The following is a 15241-nucleotide window of genomic DNA, read 5'->3' on the forward strand; positions in this document are numbered from 1 at the left end:
GCGCCCGCCGCTCCCGGACAGCAAAAGAGGATTGCGAGGATGGATTTCGCCTATTCGCCGAAGGTGGAGGCGCTGCGCACCCGCCTTCAGGATTTCATGCGCGCCCATGTCCTGCCCGCCAACACCGCGTGGCACCACGCCTGCGAGGAGGGGCGCTATCCCCTGGAGATCGTGGAGCGCCTGAAGGCAAAGGCCTATGAGGACGGGCTGTGGAACCTGTTCCTGCCGCAACTGCACGATGACGAGCCGGGCACGCGCCTCACCAATCTGGAATATGCCCCGCTGGCGGAGATCATGGGCCGGGTGCCCTGGGCGGCGGAGGTGTTCAACTGCAACGCCCCCGACACCGGCAACATGGAGCTGCTGCACCTGTTCGCGACGCCGGACCAGCGCGCGCAATGGCTGCTGCCGCTGCTGGAAGGGCGCATCCGGTCCTGCGTGGGCATCACCGAGCCGGACACGGCCTCCTCCGATCCCACCAATCTGCAGACCACCATCGTTCGCGACGGCTCCGATTATGTGGTCAACGGGCGCAAATGGTTCATGACCGGCGCCAAGCATCCCCATAACCGCTTCGTCATCGTCATGGGCCTGTCGGACCCGCGCCCCGATGCCGATGCCCATGCGCGCCATTCCATGGTGATCGTGCCGTTCGATACGCCCGGCCTGCGCCTCGTGCGGGACGTGCCCATCATGCACCACCATTCGCCGGAGGGGCATTGCGAGGTGGTGTTCGAGAATGTGCGCGTGCCCGCCGCCAACCTGTTGGGCCAGGAAGGGCAGGGCTTCGCGCTCGCCCAGGCGCGGCTTGGGCCGGGGCGGGTGCACCATTGCATGCGCACCATCGGCCAGTGCGAACTGGCGCTCGACCTGATGCTGGAGCGCGCCCAGGAGCGGCGCACCTTCGGCCGCACCCTCTCGGACTATGCCAACATCCAGGACTGGATCGCCCAGTCGCGCATCGAGATCGACCAGTTGCGCCTCTATGTGCTGCGGGCCGCATGGCTCATGGACACGTCTGGAAACCAGGCGGCGCGCTTGGAAGTTTCCGCCATCAAGGTGGCGGCGGCGCGGGTTCAGACACAGGTGGTGGACCGGGCGATCCAGGTGTTCGGCGCCATGGGCCTCACCCCCGACACGCCGCTCTCCTTCCTCTGGACGTGGGGCCGGGCGCTGCGCTTCATTGACGGGCCGGACGAAGTCCATCTGCGCACCATCGCGCGGGCGGAAATCAAGAAGAGCAAGGCCCGGCGGGGCGAGGGGGCGGCCTATCTGGTGCCGCCCGCGGCCCACGCCTGAGCGCCCGTGAGAGCACTGAAAACGGAGAGATGGCGATGCGCGGATGGCTGGTAGAGGAGATCACCGAGGACGGAGCCATGTCCTTTACCCAATGCCCCATTCCCGTCGCCTCTCCCGAGGGATGCGTGGTGCGGGTGGAGGCGGCGGGGGTGAACTTCCTCGATACGCTCATGATCCGCGGCAAGTATCAGGTGAAGCCGTTGCCCCCGTTCATCCCCGGCATCGAGGTGGTGGGCACCGTGGTCGAGACCGGCGCCCAGGGTCGCTTCCGCGTGGGCCAGCGCATCTGCGCGCTGCTGGACAAGGGCGCCTTCGCCGAATTCGCCGCCATTCCCGCGTTGGGAGCGGAGGCGGTGCCGGATGACTTCCCGATCCGCGAGGCGGTGGCACTGCCGGTCATCTACCCCACCGCCCATCTCGCTTTGAAGGACCGGGCGGGGCTGAAGGCGGGCGAGACGGTGCTGGTGCATGCGGGTGCGGGCGGCGTCGGGTCGGCGGCCATCCAACTGGCCCGCCACTGGGGTGCCCGCGTCATCGCCACGGCGGCGGGGGCGGAGAAGCTCGCCCTGTGCCATGCCATGGGGGCGGAGCATGCCATCGACTACAGCACCGAGCCGCTGGTGGAGCGGGTGCGCGAGATCACTGGCGGGGCAGGGGTGGATGTGGTCGTCGATCCCGTGGGCGGAAAGGTGGCCCTGGACAGCCTGCGCTGTCTCGCCTGGGGCGGGCGGCTGGTGATCGTGGGCTTTGCAGGCGGCAGCATCGCCGAACTGCCCTCCAACCGCCTGCTGCTGAAGAATGCCGCCGCCATGGGCGTCTATTGGGGCGACTATCGCCGCCACCATCCCGAACGGGTGGCGCAGGTGTTTGCGGACCTGTTCGCCCTGAAGCAAGCGGGCGCCATCGCCCCCCTGGTGCGCGATGTCTTCCCGCTTGCCGAGGCGCCCCGCGCGCTCGAAGCCCTGGCGGGTCGGCAGACCGTGGGCAAGGTGGTGCTGGAGCCGTGAGCCGGGCGCGCGCCTTCGATCCCCACCGGCTGCGGGCGCTGCGCTTCCCGCCGATCACCCACGCCTATGGCGCGCGCGACTGCATCCTCTATGCGCTGGGCATCGGCTATGGCGACGACCCGCTGGACGAGGGGCAGCTCGGCTTCCTCCTGGAGGAGCGGTTGTCCGTGGCGCCCACCTTCGCGAGCTTCATGGCCTATCCGGGCTTCTGGTATCGCGATTTGGACACGGGGCTGGATGCGAGCCGCGTGGTGCATCTGGCTGAGCGCATCGAGATCCTGGCGCCGCTGCCCGCCGAAGGCCGTGTCACGGCGGAGGGCGGCGTGATCACGGTGGAGGATCTGGGCACTGAGCGCGGCGCGCTGGTGGTAAGCCGGCGGGACATAAACGACGTGGAGAGCGGGCGGACCCTCGCGCGGGTGACGCAGACCGTGCTGGCGCGCGGCGATGGCGGGTTCGAGGCCACGCCCGCGCCCCGGCCGCCGCGCGCGCCCTCCCTCATTCCCGCGCGGGCGCCGGACCATGTGGTGACGCGCGCCACCTCGCTCCGCGCGGCGTTGATCTTCCGCCTGTCCGGCGACCTGAACCCGCTTCATGCGGACCCGGAGATGGCACGGGCGGCGGGGTTTCCCCGGCCCATCCTGCACGGCCTCGCCACCTATGGCGTGGTGGGCCGGGCGCTGGTGGAGACGGTGGCGCAGGGAAGCCCGACGCGCCTTGTGATGATGGATGCGCGCTTCACCGCGCCGGTTTTTCCCGGCGAGGCGGTGCGCACGGAAATCTGGGCGGACGGCCAGGAGACGCGCTTCCGCGCGCTGGTGGACGACCGCGTGGTGATGGACCAGGGCATCGCCCTGCTGACGGACCGCTGACGCCCTGCGCCTCGAATGCGCGGGAGCCGAAAAGACGATCGAGGAGGAAGCCATGATCAGACGCGAGGTCCATTTCGGGCGGCTCGTGCCCACCTTCGCGGAGCGCCCCGCCACTGTGGATGCCATGTTCCGCGCCCGTGTGACTGACGCCCCGGACGCGCCAGCCCTCGTGGCCGGCGAGCGGCGCATCAGCTATGGCCAATTGGATGCCGCCGTGGACCGGCTTACGGCGAGCCTGCGCGGACGTGGCATCGTCAAGGGCGACCGGGTGGCGACGCTCATCGGCAACCGGCCGGAAGTGATTGAAGTCTCGCTCGCCTGCGGGCGGCTCGGCGCCATCCATGTGCCCATGGACATCCGCCAGCGCGCCCCGGAAATCGCCTATGCCCTGACCCAGAGCGAGGCGGCCCTGCTGCTCCATGACGAAAGCTGCGCCGGTCAGGTGCCCGCGCCCGCCGACATGGCAAGCGTGCGCCACACGGTGGTGGTGGGCGCCGCCGTGCCCGGTGCCGACAGCTATGAGGCGCTGTTGCGGGACGGCGGGGACAGCGCGCCCCCGGCGCGGCTGGACGAGGACGACCCCTTCTGCATCCTCTACACCTCCGGCACCACGGGGCGGCCCAAGGGGGCGGTGCTGACCCATTTCGGGGTCATCCATTCCTGCCTGCATTATCGCGGCGCGCTGGGGCTGACATCTTCCGATCGCGTGGTGCTGGCGGTGCCCTGCGCCCATGTGACGGGGCTGGTGGGGGTGATCCATACGGCGCTGTCGGCGGGCGCGTGCCTCATCATGATGGCGCAGTTCAAGGCCCGCGCCTTCCTGGAACTGGCGGAACGCGAGCGGGCGAGCGCCACGCTCATGGTGCCGGCCATGTACAGCCTGTGCCTGCTGGATGCGGAGTTCGACCGCTTCGACCTGTCGAGCTGGCGGGTCGGCGCCTTCGGCGGTGCGCCCATGCCAGAACCGGTGGCGCTGCGCCTGAAGGCCAAGAGCCCGGCGCTCACCCTGTTCAACGTCTACGGCTCCACGGAGACCACCTCGCCCGTGGCCATCCTGCCCGCCGATGCCCCCATGGAGCGGCTGAACTGCGTGGGCAAGGTGCTGCCTTGCGCCGATATCCGCGTGATGGACGAAGCGGGCCGCGAGGTGGCGCCGGGGGAGGCGGGCGAATTGTGGATCGCGGGCGCCTCCGTGGTGCCGGGCTATTGGCGCAATCCGGAGGCGGACGCGGCGGGCTTCACGGGCGGCTACTGGCGCTCCGGGGATGTGGGGTCCATCGATGCGGAGGGCTATTTGAAGGTGTTCGACCGCAAGAAGGACATGATCAACCGCGCCGGATACAAGGTCTATTCCGCCGAGGTGGAGAGCGTGATCGTGGACCATCCCGGCGTCAGCGAGGCGGCGGTGGTGGGCTATCCCGACCCGGTGCTGGGCGAGCGCGTGGCCGCCTTCGTGACGGCGAAGGAGGGGGTGGCCGAAGACAGCCTGCGCCTGTTCTGCGCCGCCCGCCTGTCCGACTACAAGGTGCCGGACCGCATCACCTTCCTGCGCGACGGCCTGCCCCGCAACGCCAACGGCAAGGTGCTGAAAGCCGAGCTGCGCAGCCGCGCGGTGGCGGGCGCCCCCGCATGAGCGCGGCTCGACATTGTCCGACAGGCGGATTAGAGGCTGATCGGATCAGGTGGGATGCCCGGCGGAAACCGTTCCGGGATGTTTCCGGCTTGGTCTGAAGGAAGGGCGGTCAGCACCATGAAAGCGGAGGTCAAGGGCGGCAGGTCCGGCTCCCGGGTGTTCAAGCCCATCACCATCGCGCCGGGATATAAGCTGGTGGCGGATGCCATCGAGCAGCAGATCGTCTCCGGCCAGGTGCGGCCGGGCGAGGCCATCGGCACCGAGGCGGAGCTGGTGCAGCAGTTCGGCGTCAACCGCTCCACCGTGCGCGAGGGCATCCGCCTGCTGGAGCAGAGCGGGTTGATCCGGCGCGATTCCAAGCGCCGCCTCCATGCCGCCGTGCCCCATTACGACAGCTTCGTGAGCGATGTGAGCCGCGCCTTCGTGCTGAACGAGATCACGTTCCGCGAGCTGTGGGAGGCCACCATGGCCATCGAGACCATGGTGGCGGAACTGGCCGCCGAGCGTATCTCGCCGGAGGGCCTTGCCGAGCTGGAGGACAATCTGGAGCGCTCGCGCACTGCCCTCGCCAAGCCCGCGCAGCTTGCCTTGCTCGATATCGAGTTCCACGCCTTGCTTTCCAAGGGCGCGGGCAACCGGGTGCTTCAGTTCGCCCGCGAGCCGGAAAACAAGCTGTTCTTCCCCACTACCGAGATGCTGTTCCGCCGCAATGCGGAGGCGCCGCAGCGCAATGTGCAGGCCCACGCCGCCATCGTCGATGCCCTGCGCCGCAAGGACAAGGCGGACGCCGCGCTCTGGATGCGCCGGCACATCAATGACTGGAAGAAGGGCTTCGAGCGGATCAACAAATCCATCGACCAGCCCATCGACCGCGCCTATGCGGAAGACCTGAAAAGCACGCCTTAGGGCTTTCGCTCTGGAGCGGTTGTGCCGGCGGGGGCTTTCGAGGCTCCGCCCGCTCGCCTGCGCCTTCATTCATCCCATCATCATTGGATTTCCCCTGCGGTCATCGCCTCGGCCATGGCGCGCCGACGTGCGCGTGGCTGCTTGGGCGGGTTCCCGCATTCCGGGATGTTTCTCATCTAATGAAAAACAAAATATCGCAGGGTGATAAATCGGCGTGGACAGGCCGGACCTCGGCGCTATGGTTCCTCTCAATCAAAAGAAGACGGTTTCCTGGGAGGTGAATGTGTCGTCCCTGGCGGAAAAGCTGCCACCGGATGCAGCCCGGTCCTCGCTCTCCAAGGCGCTGGGCCTGCTCGCGGTCATCGCCGAGCGGGGGCGCAACGGCATCACGCTGAGTTCCGCCGCCAAGCGCGCCGGGATCCATGTGGCGACCGCCCATCGCCTCATGGCGGTGCTGGTGGACGAGGACTTCCTGAGCTTCGATCCCTACACCAAGCTCTATCACCTGGGCATCATGCCCTATGAGATCGTTGCCCGCGCCGGCAGCGACCTGGAATTCCTGGCCCTGCGCAAGCGCCTGCGGCCGGTGCTGGAGGCGGTGCAGGCGCAGGTCGGATGCATCGCCACTTTGTCCGTGGTCTCGCGCGGCGAAGCGCTGTGCGTGGACGTGGTGGAAGGGGAATCCGACATTCTCCTCAACACGCTGAAAGTGGGCTCGCGCCGCCCATTGGGCGCCGGCGCCGCGAGCCTCGCCTTGCTCGCCGCGCAGCCGGAGGAGGACCGCGAAGCCATCATCCGGCGCGAGAGCGAGCGCTACCGCAAATACGGGACGCTGACCGCCGACTTCGTGCGCGACGCCTGCGCGGATTTCACCGTCACGGGCTACGCCTTCAACGCCCAGATCATCCCGGATATCGGCGCCGTGGGCCTGCCGCTCTTCTCCGAGACCGGCGCGCTGGTGTGCGCCGCGTCGCTCACCAACACCATTTCCCGCCTCAATCCCGAGCGGCGCAGGGACGTCGCCCGGGTGCTCCACACGGCCGTTCGCGCGGCCGGTTTCACAGCCATGGATATCGCCTGATGTATCCCATCGACCTGTTCTACCGCCAGGCCGCCCGGACGCCGGACCGGATCGCGGTCGAGTTCGGCGAGGAGCGCTTCGCCTATGGCGAGCTTCTCGCCCGCGCCTCCGCGCTCGCAGCTGGCCTGCAGGCCCTCGACCCGACCCCCGGCTCGCGCGTGGGCATCTGCTGCCTGAACCATCTGGAGCACATCGCCGCCTGGGTGGCAGTGCTGGCGGCGGGCAAGGTCTGGGTGCCGCTCTATCCCAAGAACAAGGCGGCCGAGATCGGCGAAAGCGTCACCTTCACCCAGGCGAGCATCGTCATCGTGGACGCCAAGTCCCGGCATCTGGTGGAAGGCACCGGCGCGCGCCTCATCGTGTCCGATCCGATCGGCGGAGCGGATACCACGGGCGGCCTCGTGCGCGCCCATGAGGGCACGGCGCCCCGCTTCCACGCGCTGCCGCTGGATGCCACGCAGGCCATCAAGTTCACGGGCGGCTCCACGGGCAAGCCCAAGGGCGTGATGCAGCCCTACCGGGCCTGGAACACCAACATCATCACCCAGATCCTCGCCTGGGGCCTGGAGCAGGGTGACCGGCTGCTGGCGAGCGCGCCCATCACCCACGGCACCTCCACCTATCTGCTGCCCACTTTCGCGAGCGGCGGCACGCTGGTGCTGAAGGACCAGCCGCGCCCCGAAGAAGTGCTGCGCACGCTGGCGGAAGACGGCATCTCCACCACCTTCCTGCCGCCCACCGTCATCTACATGATGATGCAGCTTCCCGAGGCCCGGCGGGCGAATTTCGACCAGCTGCGCAACCTCGTCTACGGCGCCGGCCCCATGCGCCCCGACGCCATCGCCGAGGCCCAGTCCGTGTTCGGGCCGCGCATCGCCTCCACCTATGGCCAGACGGAAGCCCCGCAGATCGCCACCATGATCTCGGCGCAGGACCTGACCGACCCGGACAAGCGCGCCTCCGTGGGCCGCGAGACCATTCTCACCCGCGTGGCGGTGATGGACGCGGACGGCGCGATCCTGCCTCAGGGCGAGCTGGGCGAGATCGTGATCCGCGGCGACCTGCTCATGACCGGCTATTGGGCCCAGCCCGAGAAGACCGCCGAGACCATCATCGACGGCTGGCTCCATACGGGCGACCTCGGCCAGTTCGATGAAGACGGCTTCCTCTATCTGAAGGGCCGCTCCAAGGACCTCATCATCACCGGAGGCTTCAACGTCTATCCCGTGGACGTGGAGCCGGTGATCGCCGAGCACGCGGCGGTGGCGGACTGCGCCGTGTTCGGCGTGCCGGACGACAAGTGGGGTGAATCCGTCCATGCCGCGATCCAGCTCCGCGAGGGGATGACCGCCGACACGGAGGAGATCATCCGCTTCGTGAAGGACCGGCTCGGCTCGGTGAAGGCGCCCAAGACCATCGCCGTCTACGACCGTCTGCCGCGCAACAATTACGGAAAGCTCCAGAAGCAGGCGCTGGTGGACGACCACGTCGCCCGCGAGACCGAGCAAGGCGAACAAGAGGAAAAGGTGCGCTCATGACCTCCGGCCCCAGCATGAAGACGCCGACCACGGCCCTCAGCCATCACACCCTCGATGCCGTCTATTACCGCGAGAAGAGCCTCGTGGACGACATCCTGAAGCCGGGTAGCCAGCCTGACTTCGTGCGCGAGGCCATGGCGCACATCCTCGGCCGCGAGATCGGCGAGGGCGAGTTGCGGGTGATGAACGTCATCCTCATCACCATGATGGAGCACGGCTTCACGCCGAGCGCCATCGCCACCCGCTCCATCTATATGAGCGCGCCGGAGAACCTCCAGGGCGCCGTGGCGGCGGGCCTCATGGCGGTCGGTAGCCAGTTCGTGGGCACGGTGGAGAACAATGCCCGCCTCCTGGCGCAGGTCGTCGCCGCCCCGCCCGAGGGCCGCCGCGCGCTCGCCGAGGCGCTGGTGGACGACCACAAGGCCCGCAAGGTGTTCATGCCGGGCTTCGGCCACCACCTGCACAAGCCGGACGATCCGCGCGCGCTGCGCCTTCTGGAGATCGGCGCGGAGAATGGCCTGGATGGGGAATACCTGAAGGCGCTGCGGCTCCTGTCCGAGGTGGTGGATGAGAAGGCACGCCGCCACATCACCATCAACGCCACGGGCGCGGTGGCCGCGCTGCTGGGCGAGATGCGCATTCCGGTGGACCTGATGCGCGGCTTCTCGGTGCTCGGCCGCACCGCCGGGCTCGTCGCCCATATCGCGGAAGAGCGCGAGCGCCCCAGCGCCCGCTTCATCTGGGATCTGGTGGACAAGACCATCCCCTACGAGGCCTGAGCCATGAGCGATTTCGCACTGGTCACGGGCGGCAGCCGCAATATCGGCGCCGCCATCGCCCGCCGCCTCACTGAGGATGGCCTGCGCGTGCTCGTGGTGGACGTGGTGCCGCCCGAGCATGACGCGCTCGACACCTACTTCCAGGCGGACTTCCGCGACCTCGACGCCACCCGCGCCGTTCTGGCGAAGGCGGTGGAAGGGCGGCGGGTGACGCGGCTCGTCAACAATGCGGGCATCGTCAATCCGGCGAGCCTGGAGGACACCACCACGGACAGCCTGGAGGCGGTCTCCACCATCAATCTGAAGGCCCCCATCCTGTGCGCGCAGGCGGTGCTGCCCGCCATGAAGGCGGCCGGGCTCGGACGCATCGTCAACATTTCCAGCCGGGCGGCCCTGGGCAAGGAATTGCGCACCGCCTACGCCGCCACCAAGGCGGGGCTGCACGGCATGACCCGCACCTGGGCGCTGGAACTGGGGCGCCATGGCATCACGGTGAACGCCGTGGGGCCGGGGCCCATCCGCACCAGCCTGTTCGAGGCGGTGAACCCGCCCGATTCCCCGCGCACCAAGGCCATCATCGACGGGGTGCCCGTGGGACGTCTCGGCACCGCCGAGGACGTGGCGGAGGCGGTGGCCTTCTTCGCCTCCGAGCGCGCGGGCTTCGTCACCGGGCAGGTCCTCTATGTGTGCGGGGGCATGACCGTGGGCCTCGCCTGAGCCCAGCCGTTTTCAAACGACAACCCAAACCAAAATCCCAAGGGAGGGAAACCATGCTTCGACGCCTGAAATACGCCATGGCCGCCATTGCGGTCGCCGCCTGCGCCACGCCGGCCGCCGCGCAGATGGAGCCCAACTGGCCCACGCGCGCGCTCTCCATCATCGTCCCCTATTCGGCGGGCGGGGCGACCGACCTGCTGGCGCGCAAGATCGCGGAAGGGCTGACCCACGAACTGGGCAAGCCGGTGATCGTGGACAACCGCGCGGGCGCGGGCGGCATTCTCGGCACCACGGTGGCCGCCGCCGCCAAGCCGGACGGCTACACCCTGTTCTTCGGGCAGGTCTCCTCCCACGGCATCGCGCCCAATCTCAGCAATGCCGCCAAGTACGATCCGGTGAAGGGCTTCGAGCCCATCGTGTGGATCGATTCCATCCCCAACATCCTGGTGGTGCGCAAGGACCTGCCGGTGAACTCGGTGGATGAGCTGATCGCCTATGCCAAGGCCAACCCGGACAAGCTGAACTTCGCCTCCTCCGGCATCGGCGCCTCCACGCATCTGTCGGGCGAGATGTTCAAGGCGCAGACCGGCATCCAGATGACCCACATTCCCTTCCCGGGAAGCTCCCAGGCGCTCACCTCCGTGGTGGCCGGGCAGACGGACCTCATGTTCGACAACATGCCCTCCGCCTATCCCCAGGTGACCGCCGGCCGCGTGAAGGCGCTGGCCGTGACCACCCAGAAGCGCTCGCCGCTGGCGCCGGACCTGCCGACCATCGCCGAGGCCGCCAAGAGCGCGGATCTCTCCAAGTTCGAGGCCACCGCCTGGTTCGGCCTGTTCGCCCCCGCCGGCACGCCGAAGGAGATCGTCACGAAGGTCAACACGGCGGTGAACGACCTGCTGAAGAAGCCGGAAATGGCGAAGTTCATCGCCGATGGCGGCGGCATCGTGGAAGGCGGTGCGCCCGACGCGCTCGCCAAGCATGTGACTGCCGAACTTGCCAAGTGGAAGGCCGTCATCGAAGAGGCGAAGATTCCCAAGGAGTGAGGATGCGGGCGGTTCGCGGGGCGCGTGCCGATGCGCGCGCCCCGCGAACGCTTAAGTTCGGTTCAGGTCAGGGAACAGGGCAGGGAAGAGGTCATGGGTGAACTTCAGGATCGCGTCGCGGTCGTGCTCGGCGGCGGCTCCATCGGGCCGGGCTGGGGCATCGGCAAGGCCATCTCCGTCGCCTTCGCAAAGGAAGGCGCGCGCGTGGTGGTGGCGGATCGCGAACTGTCCGCCGCGCAGGAAACCCGCGACCTGATCGTCGCCGGGGGCGGGGAGGGGATTGCGGAAGCAGTGGACGTGTCCGACGACGCGGCGCTCATCGCCTGTCTCACCCGCACGCTCGATACGTTCGGGCGCATCGACGTGCTGTATTTCAACGTGGGGATCGGCAAGGCCGGGCCGTCCGTGGAGACGTCCGGGGCCGACTGGCGGCGCATCAGCGACGCGAACCTCACCGCGCTGCATGTGGCGGCCACCACGGTCCTGCCCGCCATGCGCGCGCAGAAGGCGGGGGTGATCCTCGCCACCTCCTCCATCGCGGGTCTGCGCGAGGTGGGCTATCCCCATCTGGCCTATGGCGCCACCAAGGCTGCGCTCATCCATTATCTGCGCCTGCTGGCCGTGGAGAATGCGCCGTACGGCATCCGCGCCAATACGGTGGTGCCCGGCCTCATCGACACGCCGCGCATCGAGAAGACGGTAGCGGGCGCCTATGACGGGGCTGACCTTGCCGCCATGAAGGCCCGGCGGGCCGGCCAGTGCCCGCTGGGCCGCATGGGCACCGCCTTCGACGTGGCCGAGGCGGCGCTGTTCCTGGCCTCCGACAGGGCCTCCTACATTACCGGCACCGAGCTTCTGGTGGATGGCGGGCTGGCCGCCACGACCCGCCGGCCGGAGGCCTGAGGACAGGGCCCGGGCATTGCCTGCTGGGGCAGCGGAAAACCTTCCTACCCCTTGCTATGACTTGAGAAATGGCAAGTTAACCTTAACCCTGGATTAACCGCGTTCGCGCACGGTCAGCACCATGACCGTCGCGATTCGCAATGATGTATCCAAACGTGCCGCCCCGCTCCTGCGGCGGTGGGCGGGGGCGTCCATGCTGGCCCTGGCCCTGGCCCTGGCGCCCGCCGGGCCCGGCCGCGCCCAGGATGTGAGCGGTCCTGCCTGGACCCTGGCTGACGACGCCTACAAGGCCTTCGCGGCCGGCGATTACGGGCAGGCGGCGGACAAGGTGCGCGCCGCGCTCGCCATCAATCCCGAAGTGGTGCGCTGGCGCCTCCTGCTTATCGATGCCCTCATCGCGGGCGGGCGCATCGCCGAGGCACAGGCGGCGGTGCGTCAGGCCCAGGCCATGGACATCCGCGACCCGCGCCTCGCCGAGCGCGAGACCGAGATCGCGGACCGGCTGAAACCCCCGCCGCCCGCGCCGGTTCAGCCGCCCGCCCAACCTGCGGCCCCCCAACTTGCCGCGCCCCAACCTGCGGCGCCCCAGCAGGCGACCCCCGCACCGGCGCCGCCCGCCGTGGCGCCCGCACAGCCGTCCGGCCCGCGCGAGGTGGATTTCCAGGCTCCCCCGCCGCCGCCCGGCGGCAAGGCGCCGGCTCCCCAGGCGTCCGCTTCCGCGAGTGCCCCGTCAGCGGCGGCCTATGCGGCGGCCGATGCGGCCTACAAGGCGTTCGCCGCCAAGAATTATGCCGCTGCCGTGACCGCCGCCCGCGAGGCGGTGGCGGCCGCGCCGCAGGACGAAGCCTATCGCCTACTTCTGGTGAATGCGCTGTCCGCCGCCGGGCGCTTCAACGAGGCGGTGCAGGCCGCGGGCGATGCGCTTGCCCGCGTGCCGCGCAAGGCGCAATTGCTGGTGCAGCGGGCCTATGCCTATCAGAAGCTCGGGCGGCAGGCCCTGGCTGCCCAGGACTTCGCCGCCGCGCTCCGGGAGGGCAGCCTGCCCGCCGCCGAGGCGCGCAATGCCCGGCTGTCGCTGGCGGATGCCGCCCAGGCCGCCAAGGATCCCCAGCGGGCGCTGGACGCGCTCGCGCCTCTCGCCCGCGAGCGCAGCTATGACGTGGCGGCCCGCCGTGCCTTCGCGCTCCAGGCCCTGGAGCGCCACGACGATGCGCTCGCCGCCTTCGAGCTGGGCTCGGCCACCGCCCGCTCGGCGGGCGACCGCGCCACCATGGAGCGCGGCGCCATCGGCGAACTGGTGGCGCTGAAGCGCAAGGACGAGGCGCACCAGCGCTTCCTCACCGACATGTCGGCGGGAGTGTTCGTCTCTTTCCCGCCCCTGGATGTGGCCTATCTCGCCAATCAGGTGGGGGCGGACCAGGAGGCGCTCGCTTATTTCGACCGGGCCAAGGCGTTTGGCGAGCTGCGCGGTCCGGCTCTGCTGGATGCCGCCTATGTGGCCAAGCGCGAAGTGGCCAATGAGGAGGCCATCGCCTATTTCAAGGACGCCATCGACGCCAACCGCGCGGGCACGCTCTCGCTGCCGCCCCAGACCGTGTTCGGCATCAAGCGCGAAGTGGCGGACATGGAGCGCAGCTGGGGCGTCTATTCTTCGGTGAGCTATGGCGCGGTGGGCGTCATGCCCAGCACGGTCTTCGCCCCGCCGCCCGGGGTCGGGCATTCCATCCAGGCGGGCGTGGAACTCTATTGGCGCCCGCCGGTCATCGGCTATCGCAACGGCGCGCTGTTCGAGCTGTTCTTCCGCGCCTTCGAGACCCTTTACGACGAGAATGACGGCGCGACCGGGTGGGATACCGTCCAGGGCAGCGTGGGCGCGCGCTGGAAGCCGCTGACCGACCAGAATCTGGTGCTGGAGATCAGCCACCTCTTCCCGGTGGGCCAATATGCCCGCACCGACTGGCTGTTCCGCGTCGCCTATTCCACGGGCGACGGCTCCGATCTGCGCGTGGACGTGCCGGACTGGCTCTATTGGCAGGTCTATGGGGAGGGCGACTATTTCGCCGTGAATCCCGAGACCATCGGCAATTTCGAGGCCCGGCTCGGGCGCTCCTACCGGCTCGATCCCATCAGCGACCGCATCGTCTTCACCCCCTTCCTCGCCATCGGCGGCGCCTATGACTCGGTGCTGGCGACGCCGGGCGCGATGGGGGCGGGGCCGGGGGCGAACCTGCGCTTCTGGTTCCGCGAGGGCGAATATACCGCCCCCATGTCCTATCTCGACCTGACGCTCCAATATCGCTGGCGCCTCGCCGGGGATGCGCGCGCGGAGGGCGTGTTCGCGAGCGCCTTCGTCTCCTACTGATCCAACGCTAAGGCTCGACCGTAAGAGGCCAGAAGCTGGCCGGCCCCGGGTGCGGGGCCGGTCATGTAGGGGTGCAGGGCGAAGGCGATGAGGTGTTCCGCTCCGCTTGCGGCGGCCAGATCCAGTTGCGCGGACAGGCGCGCGAAAGGGGCGGCATCGGCGGCGAAGGCGCCGGGTTCGAGATGATCCGCGGGCTTTTGCGCGAACAGCTCCACCACCACGTCGAAGGGTATTCCGAAGGCGCGCAGATGGGCGAACAGAGGGGCGAGCAGCCGGTAATTGGAGAGGCCGAACACGCCCACTCCATCCTGGATCATGGGGCGCAGGCCGAGATCCGGGGGCAGAGCGCGCCACAGGTCGAGGAGCGTGCGGCCGGGATCGTTGCGGCTGTGGAAGCAGGAGAAGGCCATGGGCGTGTCCCCGCCCGCCTGCCGCACGTCGCGCAGGAAAGCGACCAGCGCCGCCACATCCTCCGGCTTCGCCCAGCTCGCCTGATCCAGCTCATAGGGCATGTACCAGCCGGCAAAGGCCGGATGACCGGCGAACGGCGCAGCCGCCATGAAGCGCTTGCATTCCTCGGACGCGGCGGCAAGCAAAGCGGCGCGCGTGCGGGCGCCGCGCCCCTCCAGAACCGCCCAATAATCCGGGTCGTAGGGCAAGCCCAGCTGGAGGCGGCAGCCCGCCGCCAGAACGAAATCCAGCAGCCGCACAAGCAGGTCGCCGTCCAGGGTGTAGTCGGAGCCGTGGCGGGTCCATTGCAGGATGAGGTCGGGGCATCCGAGGCGCCGGGCGTCGGCCACCCGTTCCGCCCATTTGGTGCTGGACAGGGAAAGGTCATCGCGCCACGGCTGGATGAAGGAGCCATCCAAGGGGCGCGCCAGCCGCCAGGGATCGCGCGCCGAGCCGGCAAGGCACAGGAGCAGCCCGCCCGCCAGCCCCGCCATGACGGCGCGGCGTCCGGTTGCGTGGTGCAGGCCCCGCGCTGAAGCAGGCTTGATGCCGGCCTGGATCCTGTGTTCAGAAGATGTCATGCCATCCTTGTTCTACTCTGGATGGTGAAAGGGAGAGCCCGGCCCAATGCCGGGCAGGGGAGGGAGA

The 15241-nt window shown here is 69.0% G+C and carries 13 protein-coding genes; 12 read left to right on the forward strand and 1 reads right to left on the reverse strand.

Going from position 1 to position 15241, the window contains the following annotated elements; all coding sequences use genetic code 11:
• The first annotated feature begins 39 nt into the window (after positions 1–39).
• The 12 genes from EJJ38_RS04615 (at position 40) to EJJ38_RS04670 (ending at position 14143) form a co-directional block, all read left to right on the forward strand.
• Positions 40–1299: an acyl-CoA dehydrogenase family protein gene (locus tag EJJ38_RS04615; protein ID WP_127088955.1), complete on the forward strand. Its 1260-nt coding sequence runs from the start codon at positions 40–42 to the stop codon at positions 1297–1299.
• A gap of 35 nt (positions 1300–1334) precedes the next feature.
• Positions 1335–2306 (forward strand): NADPH:quinone oxidoreductase family protein, encoded by a 972-nt coding sequence (locus EJJ38_RS04620; protein WP_164738407.1) that lies wholly within the window; start codon positions 1335–1337, stop codon positions 2304–2306.
• Positions 2303–3178 (forward strand): MaoC/PaaZ C-terminal domain-containing protein, encoded by an 876-nt coding sequence (locus EJJ38_RS04625; protein ID WP_127088957.1) that lies wholly within the window; start codon positions 2303–2305, stop codon positions 3176–3178. Before EJJ38_RS04620 ends, EJJ38_RS04625 begins: the two co-directional genes overlap by 4 nt.
• Before the next feature lie 52 nt (positions 3179–3230).
• Positions 3231–4811, forward strand: coding sequence for a class I adenylate-forming enzyme family protein (locus tag EJJ38_RS04630; protein ID WP_127088958.1), 1581 nt, complete (start codon positions 3231–3233; stop codon positions 4809–4811).
• 117 nt (positions 4812–4928) lie between these two features.
• Positions 4929–5717 carry a FadR/GntR family transcriptional regulator gene (locus EJJ38_RS04635; protein WP_127088959.1) on the forward strand — a complete coding sequence of 263 codons (789 nt, stop codon included), beginning with the start codon at positions 4929–4931 and terminating at the stop codon, positions 5715–5717.
• Between the two features lie 283 nt (positions 5718–6000).
• On the forward strand, positions 6001–6798 hold the full coding sequence (locus EJJ38_RS04640) for an IclR family transcriptional regulator (RefSeq protein ID WP_164738408.1): 798 nt from the start codon (positions 6001–6003) through the stop codon (positions 6796–6798).
• A complete protein-coding gene (locus EJJ38_RS04645; protein ID WP_127088961.1) occupies positions 6798–8336 on the forward strand; it encodes a class I adenylate-forming enzyme family protein in 1539 nt (512 codons plus the stop codon). The genes EJJ38_RS04640 and EJJ38_RS04645 overlap by 1 nt, the downstream gene beginning before the upstream one ends.
• A complete protein-coding gene (locus tag EJJ38_RS04650) occupies positions 8333–9115 on the forward strand; it encodes a citryl-CoA lyase (protein WP_205666104.1) in 783 nt (260 codons plus the stop codon). The genes EJJ38_RS04645 and EJJ38_RS04650 overlap by 4 nt, the downstream gene beginning before the upstream one ends.
• A gap of 3 nt (positions 9116–9118) precedes the next feature.
• A complete protein-coding gene (locus tag EJJ38_RS04655) occupies positions 9119–9832 on the forward strand; it encodes an SDR family NAD(P)-dependent oxidoreductase (RefSeq protein WP_127088962.1) in 714 nt (237 codons plus the stop codon).
• A gap of 53 nt (positions 9833–9885) precedes the next feature.
• On the forward strand, positions 9886–10878 hold the full coding sequence (locus EJJ38_RS04660) for a Bug family tripartite tricarboxylate transporter substrate binding protein (protein ID WP_245454110.1): 993 nt from the start codon (positions 9886–9888) through the stop codon (positions 10876–10878).
• Between the two features lie 93 nt (positions 10879–10971).
• Complete coding sequence (locus tag EJJ38_RS04665; RefSeq protein ID WP_127088963.1) at positions 10972–11781, forward strand: SDR family NAD(P)-dependent oxidoreductase; 810 nt, start codon at positions 10972–10974, stop codon at positions 11779–11781.
• A 193-nt stretch (positions 11782–11974) separates the two neighbouring features.
• A complete protein-coding gene (locus tag EJJ38_RS04670) occupies positions 11975–14143 on the forward strand; it encodes an NfrA family protein (protein WP_164738409.1) in 2169 nt (722 codons plus the stop codon).
• Here the strand turns inward: EJJ38_RS04670 and EJJ38_RS04675 are convergent.
• Positions 14137–15174 (reverse strand): DUF4434 domain-containing protein, encoded by a 1038-nt coding sequence (locus EJJ38_RS04675; RefSeq protein ID WP_127088965.1) that lies wholly within the window; start codon positions 15172–15174, stop codon positions 14137–14139. The genes EJJ38_RS04670 and EJJ38_RS04675 overlap by 7 nt on opposite strands.
• Positions 15175–15241 lie beyond the last annotated feature (67 nt).

It is taken from the genome of Aquabacter cavernae (genome assembly GCF_003993795.1).
Taxonomy (GTDB): Bacteria; Pseudomonadota; Alphaproteobacteria; order Rhizobiales; family Xanthobacteraceae; genus Aquabacter; species Aquabacter cavernae.